Annotated in this window: 23 protein-coding genes and 2 pseudogenes; 12 read left to right on the forward strand and 13 right to left on the reverse strand. The window is 63.9% G+C overall.

The genetic code is table 11. From position 1 onward, the window contains the following. Nucleotides 1–30: 30 nt before the first annotated feature. The 3 genes from SLT36_RS29220 to SLT36_RS29230 all read right to left on the reverse strand — a co-directional run bounded on the left by SLT36_RS29220 (nucleotide 31) and on the right by SLT36_RS29230 (nucleotide 5269). On the reverse strand, nucleotides 31–306 hold the full coding sequence (locus SLT36_RS29220; RefSeq protein WP_432289173.1) for a WGR domain-containing protein: 276 nt from the start codon (nucleotides 304–306) through the stop codon (nucleotides 31–33). A 65-nt stretch (nucleotides 307–371) separates the two neighbouring features. After that, entirely contained in the window at nucleotides 372–3857 is a 3486-nt protein-coding gene (locus SLT36_RS29225) for an indolepyruvate ferredoxin oxidoreductase family protein (protein ID WP_432289175.1), read from the reverse strand. A gap of 8 nt (nucleotides 3858–3865) precedes the next feature. Next, complete coding sequence (locus tag SLT36_RS29230; RefSeq protein ID WP_432289177.1) at nucleotides 3866–5269, reverse strand: FAD-binding oxidoreductase; 1404 nt, start codon at nucleotides 5267–5269, stop codon at nucleotides 3866–3868. A 141-nt stretch (nucleotides 5270–5410) separates the two neighbouring features. On the opposite strand from SLT36_RS29230, the gene SLT36_RS29235 reads away from it, so the two are divergent. The 3 genes from SLT36_RS29235 to SLT36_RS29245 are packed head-to-tail and all read left to right on the forward strand — an operon-like array spanning nucleotide 5411 to nucleotide 8012. Continuing rightward, nucleotides 5411–6160, forward strand: coding sequence for a FadR/GntR family transcriptional regulator (locus SLT36_RS29235; protein WP_432289179.1), 750 nt, complete (start codon nucleotides 5411–5413; stop codon nucleotides 6158–6160). A gap of 35 nt (nucleotides 6161–6195) precedes the next feature. Then, nucleotides 6196–7188, forward strand: coding sequence for an MDR family oxidoreductase (locus SLT36_RS29240; protein ID WP_432289181.1), 993 nt, complete (start codon nucleotides 6196–6198; stop codon nucleotides 7186–7188). A gap of 14 nt (nucleotides 7189–7202) precedes the next feature. Beyond that, nucleotides 7203–8012: an enoyl-CoA hydratase/isomerase family protein gene (locus SLT36_RS29245; RefSeq protein ID WP_432289182.1), complete on the forward strand. Its 810-nt coding sequence runs from the start codon at nucleotides 7203–7205 to the stop codon at nucleotides 8010–8012. 12 nt (nucleotides 8013–8024) lie between these two features. Here the strand turns inward: SLT36_RS29245 and SLT36_RS29250 are convergent, their stop codons facing one another. From SLT36_RS29250 to SLT36_RS29260, 3 genes are read right to left on the reverse strand one after another with little or no spacing between them, the layout of a single operon-like run. Then, the gene (locus SLT36_RS29250) at nucleotides 8025–8600 is read right to left on the reverse strand and encodes a hypothetical protein (protein ID WP_432289184.1); all 576 of its coding nucleotides are present in this window, start codon (nucleotides 8598–8600) and stop codon (nucleotides 8025–8027) included. After that, nucleotides 8528–9721 (reverse strand): AMP-binding protein, encoded by a 1194-nt coding sequence (locus SLT36_RS29255; protein WP_432289186.1) that lies wholly within the window; start codon nucleotides 9719–9721, stop codon nucleotides 8528–8530. Before SLT36_RS29255 ends, SLT36_RS29250 begins: the two co-directional genes overlap by 73 nt. Further along, a complete protein-coding gene (locus tag SLT36_RS29260; protein WP_432289188.1) occupies nucleotides 9721–10479 on the reverse strand; it encodes a FadR/GntR family transcriptional regulator in 759 nt (252 codons plus the stop codon). Before SLT36_RS29260 ends, SLT36_RS29255 begins: the two co-directional genes overlap by 1 nt. Before the next feature lie 170 nt (nucleotides 10480–10649). On the opposite strand from SLT36_RS29260, the gene SLT36_RS29265 reads away from it, so the two are divergent. The 7 genes from SLT36_RS29265 to SLT36_RS29295 all read left to right on the forward strand — a co-directional run bounded on the left by SLT36_RS29265 (nucleotide 10650) and on the right by SLT36_RS29295 (nucleotide 17432). Continuing rightward, on the forward strand, nucleotides 10650–11684 hold the full coding sequence (locus SLT36_RS29265; RefSeq protein WP_432289190.1) for an ABC transporter substrate-binding protein: 1035 nt from the start codon (nucleotides 10650–10652) through the stop codon (nucleotides 11682–11684). A gap of 80 nt (nucleotides 11685–11764) precedes the next feature. After that, nucleotides 11765–12841: an ABC transporter ATP-binding protein gene (locus SLT36_RS29270; protein WP_432289192.1), complete on the forward strand. Its 1077-nt coding sequence runs from the start codon at nucleotides 11765–11767 to the stop codon at nucleotides 12839–12841. Further along, the gene (locus tag SLT36_RS29275; RefSeq protein WP_432289194.1) at nucleotides 12838–13725 is read left to right on the forward strand and encodes an ABC transporter permease; all 888 of its coding nucleotides are present in this window, start codon (nucleotides 12838–12840) and stop codon (nucleotides 13723–13725) included. Before SLT36_RS29270 ends, SLT36_RS29275 begins: the two co-directional genes overlap by 4 nt. Then, on the forward strand, nucleotides 13722–14537 hold the full coding sequence (locus SLT36_RS29280; RefSeq protein ID WP_432289196.1) for an ABC transporter permease: 816 nt from the start codon (nucleotides 13722–13724) through the stop codon (nucleotides 14535–14537). The genes SLT36_RS29275 and SLT36_RS29280 overlap by 4 nt, the downstream gene beginning before the upstream one ends. Before the next feature lie 224 nt (nucleotides 14538–14761). Continuing rightward, on the forward strand, nucleotides 14762–15643 hold the full coding sequence (locus SLT36_RS29285; RefSeq protein WP_432289197.1) for an ABC transporter substrate-binding protein: 882 nt from the start codon (nucleotides 14762–14764) through the stop codon (nucleotides 15641–15643). Nucleotides 15644–15708: 65 nt separating this feature from the next. Further along, nucleotides 15709–16632 (forward strand): amino acid ABC transporter permease, encoded by a 924-nt coding sequence (locus SLT36_RS29290; protein WP_067968357.1) that lies wholly within the window; start codon nucleotides 15709–15711, stop codon nucleotides 16630–16632. Beyond that, a complete protein-coding gene (locus SLT36_RS29295; RefSeq protein WP_432289199.1) occupies nucleotides 16629–17432 on the forward strand; it encodes an amino acid ABC transporter ATP-binding protein in 804 nt (267 codons plus the stop codon). The genes SLT36_RS29290 and SLT36_RS29295 overlap by 4 nt, the downstream gene beginning before the upstream one ends. Before the next feature lie 201 nt (nucleotides 17433–17633). Here the strand turns inward: SLT36_RS29295 and SLT36_RS29300 are convergent, their stop codons facing one another. Together SLT36_RS29300 and SLT36_RS29305 are read right to left on the reverse strand one after the other, a co-directional pair. After that, nucleotides 17634–18311, reverse strand: a complete 678-nt coding sequence (locus SLT36_RS29300) for a transposase (RefSeq protein ID WP_432289201.1) — start codon at nucleotides 18309–18311, stop codon at nucleotides 17634–17636. 368 nt (nucleotides 18312–18679) lie between these two features. Then, nucleotides 18680–18867 (reverse strand): annotated as a pseudogene (locus SLT36_RS29305) (transposase); the annotation flags it as partial. Here SLT36_RS29305 and SLT36_RS29310 point away from each other — a divergent pair. Next, on the forward strand, nucleotides 18815–19072 hold the full coding sequence (locus SLT36_RS29310) for a hypothetical protein (protein WP_432289227.1): 258 nt from the start codon (nucleotides 18815–18817) through the stop codon (nucleotides 19070–19072). The pseudogene SLT36_RS29305 and the gene SLT36_RS29310 sit on opposite strands and share 53 nt — an antisense overlap. A gap of 41 nt (nucleotides 19073–19113) precedes the next feature. Here SLT36_RS29310 and SLT36_RS29315 read toward each other — a convergent pair whose 3' ends face one another. Continuing rightward, nucleotides 19114–19281 (reverse strand): Thivi_2564 family membrane protein, encoded by a 168-nt coding sequence (locus SLT36_RS29315; RefSeq protein WP_192320067.1) that lies wholly within the window; start codon nucleotides 19279–19281, stop codon nucleotides 19114–19116. 547 nt (nucleotides 19282–19828) lie between these two features. Further along, nucleotides 19829–20625, reverse strand: a pseudogene (locus SLT36_RS29320) (SapC family protein). Between the two features lie 167 nt (nucleotides 20626–20792). On the opposite strand from SLT36_RS29320, the gene SLT36_RS29325 reads away from it, so the two are divergent. After that, nucleotides 20793–21071: a DUF6916 family protein gene (locus SLT36_RS29325; protein WP_432288562.1), complete on the forward strand. Its 279-nt coding sequence runs from the start codon at nucleotides 20793–20795 to the stop codon at nucleotides 21069–21071. Here the strand turns inward: SLT36_RS29325 and SLT36_RS29330 are convergent. The 3 genes from SLT36_RS29330 to SLT36_RS29340 all read right to left on the reverse strand — a co-directional run bounded on the left by SLT36_RS29330 (nucleotide 21050) and on the right by SLT36_RS29340 (nucleotide 23696). Further along, nucleotides 21050–21487, reverse strand: coding sequence for a GNAT family N-acetyltransferase (locus SLT36_RS29330; protein WP_432288564.1), 438 nt, complete (start codon nucleotides 21485–21487; stop codon nucleotides 21050–21052). The genes SLT36_RS29325 and SLT36_RS29330 overlap by 22 nt on opposite strands. A 305-nt stretch (nucleotides 21488–21792) precedes the next feature. Continuing rightward, nucleotides 21793–23139 (reverse strand): hypothetical protein, encoded by a 1347-nt coding sequence (locus SLT36_RS29335; RefSeq protein WP_432288566.1) that lies wholly within the window; start codon nucleotides 23137–23139, stop codon nucleotides 21793–21795. 29 nt (nucleotides 23140–23168) lie between these two features. Beyond that, nucleotides 23169–23696 (reverse strand): phage tail protein, encoded by a 528-nt coding sequence (locus SLT36_RS29340; protein WP_432288567.1) that lies wholly within the window; start codon nucleotides 23694–23696, stop codon nucleotides 23169–23171. Nucleotides 23697–23700 lie beyond the last annotated feature (4 nt).

Genomic DNA, 23700 nt, shown 5'->3' on the forward strand with positions numbered 1-23700 from the left:
TCGGTCCCGGCACATCGTCGTTGACAGCTGTCAACCGACGGAACTGTAGCCGCGCTTGACCTTGGAAACCACCAAACGGCGCATCGCCTCCTGCGCCTGGGCAACGTTGGCAAAGAGATCGAGACGCCTCCGGCCCAGCGTACCGATGCGGCCCCATTCGCGCACCAGCACCGCGTCGCCAAACAGCGAACGCTCAACCGACAGGCAATAGAACCGCGCCATGTTACGGCTCGGATCACGACGCTGGAGGTGCAGGATGGGGCTCGGCTTGTGCATGGACGGCAGAATCGCGCGCGGCGAACCCACCGTCCAATGAAACTCCTGAATCGATCAGCCGTGGTCGATTCAGGCTGTTGATGGGACCAGGCTCGTCAGGCCGCCTGCCCTAGGGCTGTGGCCTGATCAAATGCAGCGAGCAGTTCGAGCTTACGCTTTTCGTAACGCTCGACGGCAGCCAGCTTGATGTGGCCATAGCCGCGGACGGTCTCGGCCAGGCTGGCGATCTCTGTCGCCATTGCCAGGTTTGAAGCCGACAAGCGGGCGGCAAGCGCCTCGACCAGCGTGAAGTAGTCCGCCGCCAGTTTGCGTTCCATCTTGCGCTCGGCGGTGCGGCCGAATGGATCGAAGCGGGTGCCACGCAGGCTCTTGAGGCGAGCCAGCACGGAAAAGGCCGGCTCGATCCAGCGGCTGCCGATGGCGATCTTGGCGGGATGGCCGGTGCGCGGATCGGTACGGGTCAGCATCGGCGGCGCGAGATTGTACTGGAGCTTGAAGTCGCCTTCGAACTGCTCGGCGAGCTTTTGCCGGAAGGCCGGATCGCGATGCAGCCGCGCTACCTCGTATTCGTCCTTATAGGCCATCAGCTTGAATGCGGCCTTGGCAACGGCCGTCGCGAACATAGCCTGCCCCGGAGCCACTCTCACCTCGGCTTGCCGCGCCTTGTCGACCAGCGTCCGATAGCGCTCGGCATATCCCGCGTCCTGATACCCGGTGAGGAACACGACGCGCTGCGCGACGATCTCATCAAGCGACTTGGCTTCGGGCGCCGAAGCAGGTGCCGTCCCAGCCTGCCGGCTGACGAAGTCCATGTCATCGACGGAACGCCGACCCCAGGCAAAAGCAGCGCGGTTCATGGCAACGCCGGCGCCGTTGAGGTCGATCGCCTTCTCGATCGCTTCGCGCCCGATCGGAACCAGGCCCTTCTGCCAGGCATGGCCGAGCAGGAACATGTTGGCGGCGATCGCATCGCCGAACAGCCCGGTTGCCAGCTTCATTGCGGGAAGTGTGGTGAGCGCGTCCTCGCCGCCGGCAGTGCGCAGCCGCCGCAGCGTCGCGCTTTCGCGGAAGTCGATCGTCGTGTCCTTGACGAAGGACGCCGTCGGGGCGAAGTGGTCGTCGACCACGGCCCTGGTACGGCCCTTGCCGAAAGTGGCGACGGCATTCTGCGATGCAGCGACCACGAGATCGAAGCCGAGCACCAGGTCGGCCTCGCCGGGGCCGATGCGGGCTGCGTTGAGCATCTCGGGCTGTCGCGCCAGGCGAATGTGCGAGACGACGGCACCATTCTTCTGTGCCAGGCCGGTCTGGTCGAGCGTCACCAGTGACAGGCCGTCGAGATGGGCTGCCTGTGACAGGATGGCGCTGACGGTGATGACGCCTGTGCCGCCGATGCCAGTAAGCAGCAGGCTGTAGGGCGCATCGCCCAACCTGGGCAGGCTGGGCTCGGCCAGGCCGGCGTCGACGCCGCCGGCAGCCTTGGCGCGCGGCTTGCGCAGGCGCCCGCCTTCGACGGTGACAAAGCTCGGGCAAAAGCCCTTGGTGCAGCTGAGGTCGGTGTTGCAGCTCGACTGGTTGATGGCGCGCTTGCGGCCAAACTCGGTCTCGCGCGGCTCGATGGAGATGCAGTTCGAGACCGCCGAGCAATCACCGCAGCCTTCGCAGACCAGTTCGTTGATGAAGGCACGCTTGGGCGAGACGGCATAGGTGCCACGCTTGCGCCGGCGGCGCTTTTCGGCGGCGCAGACCTGGTCGTAGACCAGCACGGTGACACCTTCGACGTCGCGCAGCTCACGCTGTACCTCGTCGAGCTCGTCGCGATGCCGCACATCGACCGCACGCGGCAGCAGGCCGGCCAGCAGTTGCGGCCTCTCGGAGACGACGACGACCCGCTTGGCACCCTCGGCGAGCACCTGGCCGACGATCGACGGCACCGACAATTCGCCGTCATGGCGCTGGCCACCGGTCATGGCGACCGCATCGTTGTAGAGGATCTTGTAGGTGGCGTTGACCTTGGCGGCGATGCCGGCGCGGATGGCCAGCAGACCGGAATGGAAATAAGTGCCGTCGCCCATGTTGACGAAGATGTGCTTCTCGTCGGTGAAGGGGGAAAGGCCGATCCACGAGCCGCCTTCGCCACCCATCTGGGTGAAGGTCGAGGTGTCGCGCTCCATGCCGATCACCATCATGTGGCAACCGATTCCGGTGGAGGCGCGGCTGCCCTTGGGCAGAACCGTCGATGTCGAATGCGGGCACCCTGAGCAGAAATAGGGTTCGCGGTTGAGCAGATCCGGTTCGGCAGGGGAGGGGGCTCCAACCGTTGACAGCTGTACGGCGCGGGCCGCGAGGCCTGCGTCATCAGTGCCCAGCCATTGCAGGATGGCACGTGCCACCGAGAGCGCGCCAATCTCGCCGATCGAGGGCAGGAGTGGAGAGCCGTCCGGCCCGGTCTTGCCGAAGACTTGCGGCCGGCGGTCGCCCGGCTGGTTGAACAGCTGCGACTTGATCTGCTCCTCGATGACCGGACGCTTTTCTTCGACGACGAGGATCTGCTCCAGCCCGTCGGCAAATTCGCGCAGGCCCTCCGGCTCAAGCGGCCAGACCATGCCAACCTTGTAAAGGCGGATGCCAAGCTCGGCGGCGCGGCTCTCGTCGATGCCGAGCAGTGCCAGTGCACCCTTGAGGTCGAGCCAGGATTTGCCGGTCGAGACAATGCCGAGCCGTGCAGCAGGGGAGGGCCAGACCTGACGGTCGAGGCGATTGGCACGGGCGAAGGCGAGCACCGCGGCAAGCTTGGTCTCGAGCCGCCGTTCCATCGCTTGCTGTCCGTCGGGCCAGCGCATCGACAGGCCGTCGGCGGGGAGAGGCATGTCTGGCGTGACGATCTCCAGCCGGGTCGGATCGAGGTCGACAGTTGCCGAGCACTCAACGATCTCGGTCTGGCATTTGAAGCCGACCCAAGCACCGGAATAGCGGCTCATGGCCCAGCCAAGCAGACCGTAGTCGATATATTCACTGATGCCGGCCGGCGACAGAAGCGGCACCATGGCCGAGATCAGGTTGTGCTCGCTCTGGTGGGGCAGGGTCGACGACACCGCGCCATGGTCGTCGCCGACGAGCAACAGCACGCCGCCATGCTTGCTGGTGCCGACGGCATTGGCGTGGCGGATGACATCCATGGTGCGGTCGACGCCCGGGCCCTTGCCGTACCACATGGAAAAGACGCCGTCGTAGCGCGCGCCGGGGAACATGCCGGTCTGCTGCGTGCCCCACACCGCGGTCGCCGCCATGTCCTCATTGAGACCGGGCTGGAAGACGATATGGCTTTCCTTGAGATGTTTCCGGGCGCTGGCCATCTCGCGATCGAATCCGGCTAATGGAGAGCCGCGATAGCCCGAGACGTAACCTGCGGTGTTGAGCCCGACGGCCAGATCCCGCTGGCGTTGGACCATCGGCAGGCGCACCAGCGCCTGCGTGCCCGAAACCAGGATGCGGCCGCGTTCGAGCGTGTAGCGCTCGTCGAGCGCCGAGGGCATGTCGACCGGGCGGGCGCCATTTTCAGGAGAAGTCACAGCTGTCATTGCGGCACTCAGACGTTGGGCAGGGCAGGGGGCATGTCGAAGATGCGGCCCGGATTGAGAATGTTGTTGGGGTCGAGCGCGGCCTTCAGGCGGCGCATCGCCGCGAGCTCGGCCGGCGCGCGCGTCAGATGAAGATAGGCCTTCTTGTCCAATCCGATGCCATGCTCTGCCGAGATCGAGCCGCCGCTTTTCGCGACGCAATCGAACACCGCGCCGGCGACCTGGTCGGGCCTGTCGGTTCGCACGACGTAATGCAGGTTACCGTCGCCGAGATGGCCGAAGACATAATCCCGCGCCGCCGGGTCGACCTGCCGCTGGGCCGCACGCGCCATATCGAGGAAGGCGCCCATTTCAGGCAGCGGCAGGCTGACATCGAGGCTGAGCATCGCATCTTCGGCGAACAGGAAGCGATTGACGTCATCGCGCAGCGTCCACAGCGCATGAAACTCGCGATCCGACTGCGAGACCACGACGTCCTCGACCAGTCCGTCCTCGATTGCCTGCGACAAAGTCTCGATGAAGGCCTCCTCGTCGGTTCCCGGGCTCATGCCCTGGATATCGGCGAGCACGTAGACCGGTGTCGACAGGGCGACCGGCGCGGTGAAGCCGAGCGCTGCGACCATGTCACCCATCAGCGGCGCCAGGATGACTTCGAAGCCTGACAGCAGGTTGCCGAGGCGGGCACGCAGGAATGTGAGCAGGCCGAAGGCCGCGCCCAGCGACGGCAAGGAGCAGAAGGCCGCGGACTGCGTCACGGGCCTAGGATGCAGCCTGAGGCAGGCGCGGGTGACGACGCCGAGCGTGCCTTCGCTGCCAATGAAAAGCTGGCCGAGGTCGTAGCCCGAATTGTCCTTGGCGAGCCCCTTGAGCGAGGACAGAGCACTACCATCGGCGAGCACGGCCTCAAGCCCCAGCACCTGGGCGCGGAAGCTGCCATAGCGCAGAACGCGAATGCCGCCGGCATTGGTGGCGATGTTGCCGCCGATGGTGGCGGTGCCGCGTGCGCCGATGTCGACGCCGAAGACGAGGCCCGCAGTGTCGGCCTTTTCCTGCACGAGTTGCAGCGGCACGCCTGCATCGGCAACGATGGTTCCGGCCGTCGGCTCGACCTCCTGCAAGGTGGTCATGCGCTCGAGCGACAACACTGCCTCGCCTGCCAGCACCCTCGCCCCGCCCGACAGTCCGGTGCGGCCGCCCTGGACGACCAGCGGCAGGCGCGCGTCGTTGCAGACCTTCAGGATCTCGGCGACCTCGTCGGTGCCGCGTGGCCGCAGCACAAGCTCCGGCCGGGCGCCCCGCTCACCGGCAAGATCGTCGCTGTAGCGTGGATCGATGGCGTCGCCTGCCAGGATGGCGGCCTTGTCGAGCCGTGCCTGGAGGAGGGATAGAACCTGATCGCTCTTGGGTGTCATGGCGCCTGGATGGCCCGGAGGAAGCCATTTCCGGGCGCTGTCTCGGTCAAGCTTATTTCGCTTGCAATATTTGTCAAACCTATATTGTTTATCTTCATATCGAAACGGAGGCGGCCGCAAGGCAGCACCGACGGAGGGCGAATGCCGATCGAATATCAGGACGTGGTTCGCACTGGCGTGGCCCGGCAGGTCGCCGACAAGATCCGCGCGGCCATTCTCGACGGCCGCCTGCAGATCGACGAACGCCTGCCGACCGAAGAAGACCTCGCCAAGAGCTTCGGCATATCGCGCCCGACGGTGCGCGAGGCGCTGAAGCGGCTTGCGGCACAGAACCTGATACGCTCGCAGCGTGGGCCGACCGGAGGCACCTTCGTCAGCCGCCCCGATCCGGAGGGCCTGTCATCGGCGATCACGGGGGCCGCGACATTGCTTGTCGGCGTCGGCGCCTTCGACATCGACGAGATCATAAGCGCGCGGCTGGAAACGGAAGCAATCTGCTGCCGGCTTGCCTGCCAGCGACGCAGCGACGCAGACCTTGCCGCGATGCGCGCCGAGATCACGCTGCAGCGTTCCAAGCTGCTCAGCGACGAGGATTTTTGCGCCTCAGACGTGCGCTTCCACCGCGCCGTTGTACAGGCGGCGGGCAACGGCCCGCTCAGCCTGATGATGTACACGGTGGTCGAGGCGTTCATGCCGATCACCAACATGATCGTTTCGCATGTGCGCGAGCGCAGCACAGTCGCCGATTTCCATGAAAAGCTTGCTGGCGCCATCGAGGCGCGTGACGCAAGCGATGCCACCGCCGTGCTGTCGGAGCTGCTCGCCTATGTTCGCGACAGCTATGCGCTCAGCCTGACGCGGCGCGCCGAACGCGAGGCCAAGCGCGGCTAAGCCGGAGATTACCCCATGACTTCCTGGAGACTTTCATGAGCGAGACTTTTACGGCGTTGATGCTTGAAGATGTCGACGGCAAGCCGCGCGCCGGCTTCCGCGAGATCACCAAAGCCGACCTGCCAGACAACGACGTGCTGGTCGAGGTCGCCTATTCAAGCCTCAACTACAAGGATGGCCTCGCCATTTCGGGCAAGGGCCGTATCGCGCGCCGCCTGCCGATGGTCGCAGGCATCGATATTGCCGGCACTGTCGTCGAGTCGCGCTCACCGGCATGGAAGGCGGGCGACAAGGTCGTGGCCAATGGCTGGGGCATGTCGGAAACGGAGTGGGGTGCGTACACACGCTTTCAGCGGCTGAAGCCGGAATGGCTGATCCGCCTGCCTGATGCCTTCACCATGGAACAGGCGATGGCAATCGGCACCGCGGGTTACACTGCGGCCCTGTGCGTCGACGCGCTCGAAGACTGGGGCAAGATCCAGCCCGGCAAGGGCGAGGTGCTGGTGACGGGTGCTGCCGGCGGCGTCGGCTCGACAGCCGTCAGCCTGTTGTCCTCCAAGGGTTATATCGTCGTTGCCTCGACCGGCCGGGCCGAGACGCATGACTATCTCCGCTCGCTGGGCGCAACTGCCTTCCTCGACCGGGCAGAACTCGCCGGTGAGGTCAGGCCGCTGCAGAAGGAGCGCTGGAGCGGTGCCGTCGACAGCGTCGGTTCGACCACGCTCGCCAACGCGCTGGCGCAGACTGTTTATGGCGGCGCTGTCGCGGCCTGTGGGCTGGCCGGCGGCCACGACCTGCCCGGCACCGTGATGCCGCACATCCTGCGCAGCGTGACGCTGATCGGTGTCGATTCCGTATTCGCGCCGCAGGCGAAGCGGGAGCGCGCCTGGCGCACGCTGGCCGACCATCTCGACCGCACCAAGCTTGCGGCAATGACCGAGACCCACAAGATGAGCGAACTGCCTGACCTCGCCAAACGCATCGTCGCCGGCCTGGTCCGCGGCCGCGTCGTCATCGAAATCGCCTGAGGGGAGGGGAGACCATGAGCACTGACGTCGTTATCTGGGAGAAGGACGCCGAGGATGCGTTCGTCACCCTGACGCTCAACCGCCCCGACAAGATGAACGCCATGAACCAGGAGCTCGGCGACGCGCTCGAGGCGTCGATCGCCCGGGCGGTCAAGGATCCCGAGATCCGCGCCGTCATCATCACCGGCGCCGGGCGCGCCTTCACCGCCGGCTTCGACCTCGGCGGCGAGGACTTCGAGATGGATGCGGAAGCCTGGCGCGAGGACATCGGCGCCAACATGCGCCGCATGAAGCTCATTCGCGAGGCGCCGATCCCGATCATTGCCGCCGTCAACGGCTATTGTCTAGCCGGCGGGCTGGAGCTGATGATGTGCTGCGACATGACGGTCGCCGCCGAGGACGCGATGCTGGGTGAGCCCGAAGTTCGCCATGTCTCGGCGCCACCGACGCTGATGCTGCCCTGGACGGTGCCGATGATCCATGCCCGCCACCTGATGTACACAGGCGACCTGATCGACGGCCGCGAGGCCGCGCGCATCCATCTGGTCAACAAGGCCGTCCCGCGTGACCAATTGAGGGTGGAAGCCGAAAAGCTGGCGCGCAAATGTGCGCGCATGCCGGGTGCCGCGATCAAGTTCGCCAAGGCAGCGCTCAACCACCAGCAGCAGACGGCCGGTCTCGAGAGCTCCTGGACTTACAATCGCGAAACCACCGCGATCCTGCATGCCTCGGAAGAGGGTCGCTACTGGATGCGGCTGCTCAAGGAGCATTCACTGAAGGAATTCCTCGACATCCGCGAAAAGCCGTTCCGCGATCTGGACTAGGCTTTCAAGGCGTCAGGCGCCCACGGGTGCCTGACCGCCACCTGCCTGAAGCGCCTCGAACAGGTCGGCGTGGTTGCGCAGATAGCGCGACTGGACGATTTGGCCTTTGTCCGACTGCTCGCCCTTGCTGCGATCGGCCGGCGCAGTTGCGAGATCGAAACGGGCTATCGCGGTCGACCCCGAGGGATTGGCGGCGTTCCAGGCGGCAATGCGCGCGCTGAGTTCGTTGGGACGAGCCTTGCCCGCCGGCGAGGGAAACACCAGCGCCACGAGGCGGTCACGGTTCTCGCCCGAAATGACGATGTCGTCGGCAAGCGGCGCACATTGCGCCAGAAGGCCGGCGCGCAGCGGCCCGGTGCGCACCTTGACCCCGCTCGACAGCTTGAAATCCTCGGCGAGACGGCCATCGAAGCCGAACACGGCAACACCGTCCGAGCGCAGGCGCAGAACGGCGGCGTCGCCGCTGCGATAGAAGCCATGCTCGTCCATCGGCAGGTCAATTCGTCGGCCCTCGATCAGATAGCAGGGCGCGATGTTGGGACCAGAGACGCGCAGCTCACTGCGGCCGTCGATGTCGACAAGCGCCACGCTGTGGCCGGGCAGGGGTGGCCAAGCTCACCCGGACGCTCGAGCGGCGCCGGCGACAGCGTGATCGTCGAAGCCGCTTCCGTCGCGCCATAACCTGAGAGAACCTGGAAATCGCCATGGCTGTCGCGAAAGGCGGCGAGACGGCGCCACAAATCGGCATCGATACCTGCGCCGGCAAAGAAGATGGCGCGCAGATTCCGCGTCAGGGCAAGAGCGCCGGCATCGTCGTTTTCCAGCCGGTCGAGCAGGAGCCTCAGCCCGAGCGGAACGGCGATGTGCATGGTCGGGCAGACATCGGCCATCAGCTTTGCCGTTGCCTCGATCGTCGCGGGGCCGGGTGCGGCGTCGACATGCATCGCGCCGCCGTTCCAGATCACCTTGAAGATGTTGTCGAGGCCGCCGAAGACGTGGTGCCATGGCAGCCAGTCGACGAGCACGGGCGGCGTTTCCACGACGAACGGCCACATCGCTGCGATGGCGGCCTGGTTGGACGAAACCATGCCTCGCGTGATCGGCACGCCCTTGGGCGCACCGGTGCTGCCGGAGGTGAAGAAGATCGCGGCCCAGTCATCCGGCGACACGGACTCGTCCACTCCGGGCGTGGCCATGTCGCTGCCATCGACTGCAAGGTCGTTGAGCGAAACGGCGTCCATGCCCTGGATGGCCGGATGACCTGACGGCGCCACGATCAGCCGGGGCCTGGCGTTTTCGAGAAACGAGCTTGTCGCTTCGGTTTCAACGCCATCGCGGAAAGGAAAGGGAGGCAGCGCCGCATGGACGAAGCCGCCGGACAGGCAAGCGAGCTTGAGCACCAGCGCATCGATGCCGGCCGGAGCCAATGTCGCCACGCAATCGCCCTTGCGCAGGCCATAGCGGCCCGTCAGCACCTGCCGCAGGGCACGGGCGCGTGCAAGTGCCTCGCCATAGCTGATCGACCGCCTGGCGCCTTCCCGCGGCTCTGACAACAGCACCTTGTCAGGCTGCTCCTTCGCCCATCTGGCAAGCCGCACCAGAATATCAGGCAGCTCGTCTGGCAGGGGGATCGAACTGCGGTAGACACGGCGCCCGTCGGCAAGCTGTTGTTCGACCAGCTTCTGCCCCGGTGCCACGAGCTGGCCCATCAGGCTTCCTGCCGCTGGGCGCCGTCACCCTGGCGCGCCGACAGCGCCTTTTCGTAGACGCTGGACTGATAGGCAATGAGCTCCTCGAAGGCCGCCGTGGCAGCCGAGGCGTCGCGGGCGCGCAGCGCTTCCAGGATATCGGCGTGCAGCGAGACGACGCGGCCGCGTTCGCGGAAGCGGAAGGAGATCATGTTGGTTGCCGGGATCAGCGAGTCGTTGACGACCAGCATGATGAAGCGCAGCTCGTTGTTGCCGGTGGCCTGGGCAATGGCGTGGTGGAAGGCGACGTCGAGCCGGCAAAACTCCTCGTCGGAAATGTCGTCACGCTCGAACGCCTCCAGCGTCGCCTCGATCGTTTCGAGGTCTTCTGATGTGGCGCGTTCGGCGGCGAGCTGGACGCAGGTGCGGCCGAGCAACAACCGCGCCTCGACGATCTCGTTGAGCCCGAAGACGCCGAGCCCGACGAACCATGTGGTCATCTCCTGCAGCATCTGGCTGGCGGCGGTGAGCGATGGCGCATTGACGAAGACGCCGCCATTGGGGCCGCGCTTCGAACGCACCAGCTTCTTTGCCGCAAGAATCTTGAGCGCTTCGCGCACTGTCGGCTGCGAGACGCCGAAGCGCTGCGCGATCTCGGCCTCGGACGGCAGCCGCGCCTCGACGCTGAGCGTGCCCTGCACGATTTCCTGCTGCAACGACGTCGCGATCTGATGTGCCAGGCTCTTGGTCGCCTGGACTGCCTGCTTGGCGTCCTCCATGCCCGTATGCTCTCCCTCGTTGCCGCTTTTTATTATTTCAATATAACAATATCTAAATTGTTGACCGCCTGGCCGGAAAATGCAAGCCTTCGATCCAACAGGGCTGCGCTTTCGACCCGCGACGCAAGCCACCATAAGAACTTCAGTGGGAACATGGGAGATAATTTCCGATGAAGCTGACAAGGCGTGAATTCGCCGTCGGTATGACGACGGCTATTGCCTCGATGACCCTGCCACGGCTTGCCGCGGCGCAATCGCCACTGGTCGTTCCGACCTATGGCGGGCTATGGGCCAAGTTCTGGGAAGAGAAGCTCTTGCCCGGCCTCACGACCGCAACGGGCATCCAGCCGCAGCTCGACGTCGGGCTCGGCAAGGATTTCGTCGCCAAGATCCGCGCCGGCGGCGGCCGCTCGCCCTACAGCATCTTCATGGGCAACGAAAACATCGCCGCCGTGCTGCGCGCCGAAGGCTTCTTCGAGCCGTTCGACCTCGCCAAGGTGCCGAACGCGGCAAAGACCTTCCCGCAATTCGTCAACAAGGACGCCAAAGGAATCCGCGCCATCGTCTCGCCGATCGGTCTCGCTTACCGCACCGACCTTGTGAAGACCGCGCCCACCTCCTGGCACGACCTCTGGGACAACCCCGAGTTCAAGGGCAAGACCGGGCTGTACCAGATCGGCAACACCGGTGCGGTCCTCTTCCTGCGCCTGGTCGCCGAGCTGTTCGGCAGCGGCCCGGACGATTTCGACACTGCATTTGCCAAGATCAAGGAACTGCTGCCCTTCACCCAGGCCTCGTGGAGCGGCGAGGTGGCGACGGCTCTGATCCGCGGCGACGCCATCATCGCGCCGGTCGACTGGACCGAGATCATGACGCTGCAGGACAAGGGCGCCCCGGTGGCCATCGTCGCTCCCAAGGAAGGCGTTCTTGCCTTCGAGCAGTCGTTCAACCTGGTCGCGACCGGGGCCGAGAAGGACGCCGCGCACGCCTATCTGAACTACATCCTCGACGCCAAGGTCCAGCAGGACATGGCCAAGGCCTTCTACACCTCGCCAAGCAACAGCGAGTCTTCGGTCGACGACGCGATGAAGGCACGCACGCCGATCGTCGGCCCGCGCATGGGCGAGATCAAGAGCTACGACTGGGACAGCTACGTCGACAAGGCGGCAGACATTGCCGACCGTTGGAACCGGGAGATGGCGTAAAGCCACCCCGCGATCGCATCGACGTAATGGCCGGGAGGGATGCCCCCACCTCCCGGCCGAGAACCGCGCGAGGACACCGGATGACCGCACTGACCATCGACCGTATCAACAAGCGGTATGGCAACCTGCACATCCTGAAGGATATTTCTATCCCGATTGCCCAGGGCGAGTTTGTCTCGCTGCTCGGCCCCAGCGGCTGCGGCAAGACAACGACGCTGCGCTGCATCGCCGGCTTCGAACGGCCCGACGATGGCCGCATCCTGTTCGGAAACCGCGACGTGACACGCGCGCTGCCGGAGCAGCGTGACATCGGCATGGTATTCCAGTCCTACGCGCTTTTTCCGCACATGACGGTGGCCGAGAATCTGAGCTTCGGCCTCGAGGTCCGCAAGGTTTCCGTGCCTGATCGCCAGCGGCGCATTGCCGACGTGCTCGCCATGGTGCGCCTCGAAGGCTACGATAAGCGCTATCCGCGCGAGCTTTCCGGCGGCCAGCAGCAGCGCGTGGCGCTGGCCCGCGCGCTGGTCATCGAGCCGTCGGTGCTTTTGCTCGACGAGCCGCTGGCCAATCTTGACGCCACCTTGCGCGACGAGATGCGCTTCTTCATTCGTGACCTGCAGCAGCGCGTCGGCATCACCAGCATCTATGTCACCCACGACCAGGCCGAGGCGATGGTGATGTCGGACAAGATCGTCGTGATGAGCGCCGGCGCGATCTCGCAGTTCGGCTCGCCGCGCGACATCTATGAGCGGCCGGCGTCGCAATCGGTTGCCGGCTTCATCGGCCGGTCGAACACCATAGCGGGCAAGATCGCCGAAGCGCTCGGCCCGGACAGCTACAAGGTCGACACGCCTTGCGGCAGTATCGGCACGACTGGCCCGGCGGGGCTCGCCAGGGGGGCCGAGGTCAAGATCATGATCCGGCCGGAAAACATCGACACCCGCAGGCAAGGGACAGGGGAGACGGGTGACAACGACAACGTGCTCGCCGGATCGGTGATCAACTCGGTCTATCAGGGCAGTGCCAACCAGTTGGCCGTCAGGCTCACCAGCGGCGACCGCATGATCGTCGACGTCAATGGCCGCAACCCGCTCGAGATTGGCGAGCAGGTCGCCTTGCGTTTTGCCGCACGCGACAGCTGGGTGCTCGCATCATGAGCGCGATCGAGGCGGCACCTCGCCTGGAGAGCCGGGGCAACCGTGGCAGTGCTGCCTGGATGGTGGTACCGGCGCTGGTGCTGCTGATCGGTTTCTTCGCGCTGCCTTACCTGACGATCATCACCATGAGCCTGCGCGAAGCATCGACCCGCGCCGTCTATGGCGACGGCTTCACGCTGGCGCATTACACGACGGCGCTCGGCGATTTCTACATCTGGGGCATCCTCGGACGCACCTTGCTGATCGGCGCGACCGTCACCGTCATTTCGCTGTTGCTGGGCTATCCCGTCGCCTATCACCTTGCCAAGTCGCGCTCGCGCTGGACCAGCCTGCTCTACATATTCGTGCTGTCGCCGCTGCTGGTCGGGCTGGTCGTCAGGACCTTTGCCTGGATGATCATCCTGTCCAACAACGGCGTTGCCAACCAGGCGCTCAAGGCAGCCGGCCTGATCGACTTCCCGCTGCAGCTGATGAACAATTCGCTCGGCGTCACCATCGCGCTGACGCATGTGTTCCTGCCCTTCATCATCCTGCCTTTGCTCGGCAATTTGCAGGCGATCAGTCCCGACCTTGCCATGGCGTCGCGCTCGCTCGGCGCCTCGCGCATGCGCACCTTCTGGAAGGTGACGTTGCCGCTCAGCATGCCCGGCATCCAGGCCGGCACGATCCTGGTGTTCGTGCTGTCGATCAGCGCCTATGTCACGCCCGCCATGCTTGGCGGCACCGGCGGCCGCACCATGTCGGTGCTGGTGGTGCAATACCTTGTCGACAACTTCCGCTGGCCGGCGGGGGCGGCATTGGCCATCATCATGGCGGCGGTGGCGGTCATCTTCGTCGGGCTCTATCTCAGGCTCACGGCGCGCGCGATGCGGAGACTGCCATGACAGGTTCGTCGAACGGCGTCGAAAAGACCATCTGGGACCGCCTGTTCACCGCGCTGGTCACGGCGATCTACATCTTCCTGATGTTCCCGATCGTGCTGGTCGTGCTGTTGTCGTTCAACTCGGGCGAGTTCCTGGCGTTCCCGCTCGAGGGCTTTTCGCTGCGCTGGTTCGAGGCGCTGTTTTCCAACAAGCGCTTCCTCGATGCCACGCTCTACTCGATCCAGATCGCCGCGACATCGACGGTCGTCAATGGCGTGATCGGCACACTGGCGGCGATCTACGTTGCACGCCACGCAACGATGGCCCGCGACTTCATCCGCTTGATCATGACCGCACCGCTTTTGGTGCCGGAGATTCTGACGGCGATCGCGCTGCTGTTCTATTTCTACGAAATCCGGATCGGCACCGACTATTCGATCGGCATCCAGATCGGCCACATCGTCGTCACCTTCCCCTATGTCTTCCTCAACGTGTCGTCGGCGCTGTTCAACTTCGACCGTTCGCAGGAAGAGGCGGCGCGCAGCCTCGGTGCCGGCGGCTGGATGACCTTCCGGCGCGTGACGCTGCCGGCGATCAAGCCCGGCATCATCACCGGCTGCCTGTTTGCCTTCGTCATCTCCTTCGACATCTTCAACATTTCGCTTTTGCTGAAGTCGCTCGGCAAGAACACGCTGCCGCTCGAACTGTTCGACTACCTGCGCTTCAACTTCGATCCGACCGCAGCGGCCATCGCCTCGCTCAGCATCTTCATGACCTTTGCCGCGATCCTGATCATCGACCGCACGGTCGGGCTGCGTTCGCTTCGGTTCTGATCGTGGCGGGTGAAGCACGAAGCGATATCGAGGTCCGTTCTGCCGCGGCGATTTCTGTGACAGGGCCGGGGCTGCTCGCTTGACAATTCAGCGGCCATAAAAATACATTTCAATATCAGAATTGGTTCTGACGTGAACGCCGACGGCAAGAAGCGCGCTCCATCGAGGGGAGGGCGGTCACGGGGACGAAGCCAGGGGCAGCCGCCGCCGGCCATCTCAGCATCATGAGGAGGAACAAAGTGCATCATTTTTCGCTTCTGCGCGGCGCAACGTTGGCCGCAACGGCTGCAACCGCCCTGGTGACTTTTGCCGGCGCGCTGACCGCCGCCGAACTGCCGAAATCGGCCGAGGTCAAGGACACCGGCAAGCTGATCATCGCCAACACCCTCGAATACGCGCCGTTCGAATTCATCGACGAAAACGGCAAGCAGGTCGGCATCAACATCGAGCTGGCCCAGGAAACCGCCAAGCTGCTCGGCGCCGAGCTTGAAGTCACCCGCATTCCCTTCCCCTCGATGGTGCCGGGCCTCGCCGCCGGCCGCTTCAAGGTCGCGTGGGAAACCTTCGCCGCCACCGACGAGCGCCTGAAGCAGGTCGACTTCGTGATGTTCATCAAGTCAGGCATCGTTGCGTCTACGACCGCCGACAAAGCCTCGCAGTTCCAGGGCGAGAACAATCTCTGCGGCAAGCGGGTCGGCGTCATCGGCGGCGCGGTGTCGGACTTCATCGCCGACCGCCTGAGCGCCGAGTGTAAGGAAAAAGGACTGCCGGAGATTGCCAAGAGCATCTTCCCGGAGGGTAAGGACATCATCCAGGCCGCGCTCTCCGATCGTATCGATGCCCGCCTCGACGACGCTACCGCATCGGGCTATTTCGAGGTGACCAGCAAGGGGCAGATGGTGGTCGTTCCGGGTCTCTACGACGTCGCACCGCTCGGCATCGCCATCCCCAAGGGTGACAAGGAAACGGCCGACATGCTGGCCGCCGGCGTCAACGAGCTGATCAAGAACGGCACCTACAAGACGATCATGGCCAAGTACGGCATGACCAGCGCCATGATCGACGAAGCCTATATCGTCGACAGCGCCGACAAGATCCGCAAGTAATACGAAAGGCCGGCGAGGGACATGGAACCTTCGCCGGCCATCAGCACTGCTGGGAGGGCGGCTGAATGGACCGGGCCGAAACGCAAACGCCGCCGCCGGAGGCGCTGACAGTCGTGCCGCTGCGCCACTATGGCCTGTGGGTCGGCACAGCGATCACGCTGGCTATCCTCGGACTGATCCTCAAGGCGCTGGCCACCAATCCCGCCTTCGACTGGCCGACAGTCGGAAAGTACCTGTTCCACCCCTCGATCATGCGCGGCCTCGGCCAGACGCTGGTGCTGACCGTCACCATCATGGTGCTGGCGATCGTCATCGGCACGATCGTCGCCATCATGCGGCTGTCGCCGAGCCGCATCCTGAACGCCTTTGCCAGCGCCTACATCTGGTTCTTCCGCGGCGCACCGGCGCTGATCCAGCTGATCTTCTGGTTCAACCTGGCACTGGTGGTGCGCGAGTTCTCGCTGACGCTGCCCTTCATCGGCACGCTGTTCACGGTCAAAACCAACGATTTCATGACACCTTTCGTGGCGGCCGTCATCGCGCTGTCGCTGCATGAAGCCGGCTACATGGCCGAGATCGTGCGCGCCGGCATCAACTCGGTGGCTTCAGGCCAGACCGAGGCTGCCGGCAGTCTCGGCATGAACCACCGGCTGATCCTGCGCCGCATCACGCTGCCCCAGGCAATGCGCTTCATCGTGCCGCCGACCGGCAACGAAACGATCAACCTTCTGAAGACGACATCGCTGGTCACCATCATCGCCGTCAACGATTTGCTCTATGCCGCGCAGAGCATCTATGCGCGCACCTTCGAGACCATCCCGCTGCTGATCGTCGTGGCTTTCTGGTATCTGTTCGTCGTCACCATCCTGTCGATCTGCCAGCACTACATCGAGCAATATTACGGTAGAAGCGACCTGCAGCAGGGCGCGTCCTTCGGCGACACGCTGAAACGCGCCTTCAGGTTCGGACGGGTGGCACAGCCAGCATGACATCGAAAGCAGAAAACCAGGCCCGCTTCGGCGTTCCCGACAATTCGATGGTGTTCGCACGCGGCGTGCGCAAGTCCTTCGGCGCAGTTGAAGTGCTGAAAGGCATCGACCTCAACGTGCCGACCGGCTCTGTCGCCTGTGTCATCGGACCGTCGGGTTCGGGCAAGAGCACCTTCCTGCGCTGCATCAACCATCTCGAAGAGGTCAGCGGCGGCGTGCTCCTGGTCGACGGCGAATTCGTCGGCTACGACCTGCGCCACGGCAAGCTCTACGAGGTCAACAACAAGCTTTTGTGCCAACGCCGTGCCGACATCGGCATGGTATTCCAGGCCTTCAACCTGTTCTCGCACATGACCGCACTGGAGAATTTGATCGAAGCGCCGATCATGGTGAAGGGCATGTCCAAGGCCGAAGCCAAGGACAAGGCCCATGCGCTGCTCGAGCGCGTCGGGCTATCCGCCAAGGCAGACGCCTATCCGCGCCAGCTTTCCGGCGGACAGCAGCAGCGCGTCGCGATCGCGCGAGCATTGGCGATGAACCCAAAGGTGCTGCTGTTCGACGAGCCGACCTCGGCGCTCGATCCGGAGCTCGTCGGCGAGGTGCTGGTGGTCATGCGCGACCTGGCCGAGAGCGGCATGACCATGGTCGTCGTCACCCACGAGATCGGCTTCGCCCGCGAGGTCGGCGACCAGCTGATCTTCATGGATCGCGGCGTCGTCGAGGAGCGCGGCGAACCGCGCGAAATGATCGCAAACCCGCAATCGCCGCGCACGCGCGAGTTCCTGTCCCACGTGCTGTAAGGCGACGGGCTGACCAGATAGGTGGCGGTGCTGATACGTTTGGCGCATGGCGCCCGATGCTGACAAGAAGCGGCTCAAAAGCCGCTTCAGACTGCTGACGAACCCCGTCGAATTTCGGCGGGGTTTTGTTTTGCGGTTGATTGAGCTTTTGGATTGATTTCGGGGAGCAGATGCCAGGGCCGTTGCGAGCCCGCTTTGGCCTCATGCGAGGCTTGGTTTTGGCTTTGGCCAGAGGCTGATTGCGATCTTTTTCATGTTTTGGGCGGCGGCTGCGATCAGGCACTGGCAGGCGACGCGTGTTCGCCCTCGGAAGCGTGCATAGCGATGGCCGAAGAGCTGCTTGGCATCGGCGAAGGATCGCTCGACCGTCTCCTTGCGGCGTCGATAGATCGCCTTGCCCCATGCGGTTAAGCGGTTGGCATCGACCCGCTCGCGGACATCCTGCCAGACATGGCGCGTGATGGTGCGCTCGGCCTTGGCGTTTGATGTGCAAGACGCCAGCAGCGGACAGTTGCGGCAGATCGTCGGGTCGCTCCTGTAGTGGCGATAACCGCCGCGATCTGTGGTGGCGTAAGTGAGCAACTGGCCCTGCGGGCAACGATAGCCGTCAAGGTCCGGCTCATGGACGAAAGCGCCCTTCCTCATCTTGCCAGGCTTTGGCCGGGGCGGGTTGCGATAGCCGACGACACCCTGGATGTTCCTGTCCTCCAGGCCCTTGGCGATGCCTGGCGTGGCATAGCCGGCATCCAGCCCCGCCGCCGTGACGTCGAAGCCGAAACGCTCCACCTGGCGGTCGAGCCGGTCGAGATAGACGATCGAGTCATGCACGTTGGCCGGCGTGGCAAACGTGTCGGTGATGATGCCGAAGCCGCCATCCACCGTGCGGTGATCGAGATAAAAGAAGCCCTTCGGCTGCCCTCGCGCACCATATAGCCTGCCTCAGGATCGGTGCGCGAGACCTTCGTCTCTTTCACCGCAGGCTGCCGCTCCTGCTCCTTCAGCGCCTTCTGGCCGTGCAGCGCCCGTTCGGCATCGATCGCCCGGTCGAGTTCGCCCCAGTAGTCGGCACGCGACTTGGCGACCATGGCAAGGTCGTACTTGCCCTTGTTGGCATTGGCCTTCAGGTGCGTGCTGTCGGTGTAGAGCACCGTGCCGTCGACCAAGCCTGCCCCGATCGCCTGCTCGACAATGCGGTCGAAGATCGCCTGCGCGATCGTCTCGTCCTGGTAGCGCCGGCGGCGGTTCTGCGACAATGTCGAGGCGTCGAACACCTTGTCCGTCAGCTTCAGCCGCAGGAACCACCGGTAGGCGACATTGACCTCGATCTCTCGCACCAATTGCGCGCCGAGCGCACCCCGAACAGGTAGCCGATGAACAGCGCCTTGAACATCAAGGTCGGATCGAGTGGCGGGCGACCCGAGTGGCGGGCGACCATTGTCGGCGCAGTAAAGCGGCGCTGTCAGATCGTGGATGAACGAGAAATCGATAACACCATCGATCTTGCGCAGAAGGTGATCAACTGGAACCAGTTGATCAAGCGTGACGATCTCAAGTGCGGTTTGTTCAGGGCCAGCTCGCTTCAACATCACCCACTGAATCACAAAACCCCAACTCTCGCCAGGGGTTTGTCAGCAGTCTGAAGCGGCTCAAAAGCCGCTTTTTGTTGTCGTGGCACAGCCGGCTAAAAGACTGCCAAGTATTTAAGCAGCGAAATGATACCGATAATGATCACAATTATCTGCGCAATCTGCCGCATCTTGGCGTCGATGGGCAGGCGCTGAACCAGATAAAGCACAAGTATGATCACCAGGAACGTGATCAGGATACCGATGAGCACGGATGAAGCCATGTGGTTCTCCTATGGGAACTGAGTGGAATGGCCGGCGGCGGCTGGTGGCGCTGTGATCGTTCAATACCAGCGGCCACCCTGATCGTTTGAGCCTTTCGCGACCGCAAAGCCGATCATGAACCCGACCAAACCTGCCAAACCAATCACGGCACCGGTCGTGGCCGGATTCTCGCGGGCGGCCTCGGAGACAGATTGGGCTTGCGAGCGAAGCTGCCGGGCCGCTCGCGACGTCCGCGTCGACGCCCCCTCAATTGCGCTGTGCGCCGTGTCGCGTGCTTCCGCGACAATGTCCAGGCTGCGGTCGGTAAGGGATTTGTTGATTTTGGCGATCTCCTTACGCAGTTCGGAGATCTGTTTTTCGACCGACTTTGGATGCCGTCGATACCAGCAGCTTCGGTTTTGGGGGTGTCAGCCATGACTTTTCCTTCTGCAACCAGATGGCAACGGTGCAGACAGGAATTTGTTCCGTGGCCGGTCGACCGCAACGGGTCGCGCCGACGCCCTCCAAAAGAGAGCCGCGCAACGCTCCCAGCTTCGTCGTGAAAAATCAGACGCCCGTGACGAGCCGCCGCAGCGAAGCCTGGTAGACGAGCGAGGTCCAGCTGTTGCTCGACGCAAGGTGGCAATAGACCAGCCCGAGCGCGCCCGATCTGCGCAAATCGAGAAAGGCTTCGTCGGATAGCTTGTTGAATGCCGGCTCGTCGATGACCTGGAAATCGGTGACGTTGAGCACTTCACCGCCTTCGAGCGTGACCGTGCTCTGGCGCGGCGCAAACAGGCCGTGGGCGTCGATCTTTTCCACCATCGCACGGGTGGCATTGAAATCGATCTGGAACTGGTTGCAGAAGGCGAGCGCCTGCTTGCTTGCCTCGCTGGCTTCGGCCGCATTGAAGAACGGCGCGACCTTGCCGGCGCTGGAGGATACCTCGGTGACGCGCTCGCTGGCACGGTCGACGCACAAGGTCAGCCGGCCGGTGCCCGTTCCGGAGTCGTCGGCGAGGATAAGGGGTAGCGGCGGACATAGGCCGGAATGTAATGCGGCTCGAGCCACTTGCCGCTTGCCTCGACGAACAGGTTTTCGTTCTGGCGCAATCCGGTGATGACGACAGGCGCCTTGGCCGCCCCGATGAAGACGATCGGATAGGAACGCATCGCCGCCGGCATTTCCGATGCCACCACCGGGATCGCATGCGCCTGGCGGGCAAAGGAGAAATCGCTGCGCGCCGTCAGGCCGAGCGAGCCGTGCCGACCCGGATTGAGCGCCTCGGGTCTGGAATAGAACAGCGGCAGGCCGGCGGCCGCGGTACCTTCCACGGCTTTGGTTTCGGTCATCGGTTCAGTCATCGGTCAAGTCCTCCGGCGGCTCGGATCGCGTGGCGATAGTGCGATCGTCTTGATATGTGCTTGATGCGTTGGCAACGTCGCGAAACTGTACTGCGACTATGGACAGGACACTGGCAAGCAGCAAGATTGGGTGCTTCGCGGATTGTACACTACAGGGCGGACCAGAGATGATTTCGGCTTCGGATTTCGAAAGCTCTGTCTGTCGGGCAGACATTCACAGTCGACGCCGGCGGCACGCAGTTGCAGCTCGAACTGGAAGCGGTGAAACCGCTGTCCTCGAGCGCACGTCCGGGCGGCGTTTTTCGCTGCAGTTCAAAGGGCCGCGCGAGGCGGCCCTGCAACAGGCGACGTACCGCTTCGTCGGCACCGATTTCGCCGACGACATCTTCATCGTGCCGGTGTCGGCTGACGCGACCGCCGTGTTCTACGAGGCCGTGTTCAACTGAAGCGTCATGACGGCTGCCGGCCAGGCGGAAACGCCGCCATCAGGTCGTAGACGCCCTTGTCTTCGACGACGGTGAAACCCAGCCTGAGATAGAGCCGCTTCGCCGGGTTGTTCTTTTCGACGTGGATCGAGGCGCGCTTGCCGCCGCAAAAGCCTCGTCGAGCGCGCGTCGCCCAGCACAGCCGTGCCGTAGCCCTGGCCGCAGGCCTCGGCTACGAAAGCGACATCGACGATACGGTGCTCATCCTGCCAGCGCGCGAGATAGAGCCGGCCGATGGGACGGCCGGCATGATGGATGACGAGCCGTTCGGCACCGGGATAATGCTTGATGTAGTGATGGTGCTGGGCGGCGAACTGCTGTGCCAGGAACGATTGTTTCTGGCCCTCCGACCATCCCGTCGCTCGAGCTCCTGCCATCGCGTCGAAGCATACAGCGCCGATAGGAACGACAGGTCCTGATCGCCGGCCGGCCGGAAACTCAGACCCGCCTGGCGAGAACGACGCCAGAACGACAGACTCCCTGCCGAGACGAGCTCGGCCTTGCCCTTCAGAATTGCAGTCATCAGACCGGCGGCGTCAGGTCACGCACGACCGAGAAGCGGCGGATGCCGCCATCGGCCAGTTGATCCCAGTCGAGGTCCCATTCCGTGCTGTCGAATGCGGTCTGGCGCTTGGCCACAGGCCGCCTCCGGCCGGGGATCTCGTCGCATGGCTGAAGAGCATCAGCCGGCCATCCGCGTGTTGTAGTCGAGCTTGAACTCGACATTGCCGTCAGAATTGGAAAAATCGCGCCAGCCGGTCCAGTTCTGGGTGCGCGCGCTGTTCTGCGCATTGAACTGATGAACAAAACTGCGGTCGCTGCCGACAAGCACGATATCGTTGTCGCCCTGAATGCCGCTGGCGAGCGTGTAGATGGGCGTGCGCGAGAAGCCCGGCGTCGCCCATGGCGTCCACGTATCCGATCCCGCCGGCTGCTGCCTTGTGTGCACCACCTGGCCATTGCTGGTCAGGCCGAAGAAATTGAGCCCGCCGCCGGGCCCATCACCGGCGCCATGGCGACAAACGTGCCGGTCGTCGACGTGTTCATCATCACCAAGGCGTCCACTGGGCGACGGCCGTCGTGCGCGCGACAGATTGCTGGCAACGATAGAGGTTGAGACCCGAATTGATGCCGAACAGGACGATGCGCCCGTCGCCCTGGCGCTTGGCCGATATGGCGACCACGCTGCGGGTATCTGCTGCCAGTCGCTCCACGGCTTGTCCGGAGGCGCCTGCTCCTGGACGGTCACGGTGATCGGCTTGTCGGTACCGGGCGGCGTGACGGTGACCGTCTTTTCGACCAGCTTCGGCGGATTCTCGCGTATCCACCAGATCTGGCCATTGGCGGTGACGACAAAGATCTCAATCAGACCGTCGGCATCCCGTGCCATCGACATACTCTGATAGCCTGTTGCGCCCGGTACCGCGCCGATGTTGACTGGCGGGTTCCATTTCTCGATCGGCCCAACCTGGTTGGCGTCTTCGGTGATGAAGACGAGTTGCGGGCCGCCGGACGGCTGTGCCACCACGGCGACCCGGCCATCGCGCGTCAAGCCTGTCGCCATGATGGCGTAGGTGCCCGGCGCGACCGGCGTCCAAGCCTTGGCCCAGGGGCCATTGGGACCGTTCTGCGCCTTCTGGACCAGGTTGCTGCCGCCGTCGATGGCGACGACCATCAGGCGCGACAGCTCGAAGAATTTCACGCCCGGCGGAAGGTGCCGCAGTGCCGGGGCGCTCGACCTATTCGGCCGCACGGCCAGAGCCTTGGAGGGCTTGACCGCTGCTGCAGAGGCAGCCTTGACCTTCGAGGCCGTTGCCTTGGCTGCCGCTTGCTTCTTTGGAGCAGGCGCGGCGGCGGATTTCGCCTTCGACGCGGGTGCCGACTTCACCGCTGTCTTCTTCGCCACCGGCGCGGCCACCGTCTTTGCGGCAGGCGCCTTGGCAGCGGCTGGCTTCTTCGCAGCCGCGGGGGCGGCCTTCTTGCCGGCACCTTCAGGCGCCTTCGACTTGGGAGCTGCTTTCTTGGCCATGATGTTGGTCCTGCGTGGCTCGGAATTCATTATCCTCTGGGCGGGAAGACGCCCTGCAGCGCGATACAGAAATAGCAGGTGAGGTATGGTTGCAGATTGTTGTGTGCTGCGTCGCCGCCGGCGGGTGCGAGAGCATTGGCATTCATGGATGTCAAATTGGCTGAGACATTGGTCTGGTAAAGCTTGCCGCCAATCGAATTGGCCACGGTGACGTCTGCCGTCAGCGAGCCTTGCGTGCCATCTTCGTTCGTCGCCATCAAAGTGTGCGAATGCATCGGGATTTCGGATTCGATCAGGGTCACCGTCTCTTCACCGCCTGTTTCGCCGAGATCGTGCAGCGACAGCCCCGGTCCTTGGCCGGGGTGCATCGGCGTTCGTCCCTGCAGATCGGGCAAGGCGAAATTGGATTTGCCGTTGCCGCCATAGGTCGTGCCAAGCAATGAGAAGAGGGCGGTGTTCTGCGACAGCGGCAACAACTGGCCGTCGCACCACGCCCACCCCCTGGGCGCGAAGTTGAAGGGAAAAATACGGATTTCGGCGACGAAGGGGTCGGCCATTGCT

This window comes from Aminobacter sp. BA135 (assembly GCF_050859125.1).
GTDB classification, from domain to species: Bacteria; Pseudomonadota; Alphaproteobacteria; order Rhizobiales; family Rhizobiaceae; genus Aminobacter; species Aminobacter ciceronei.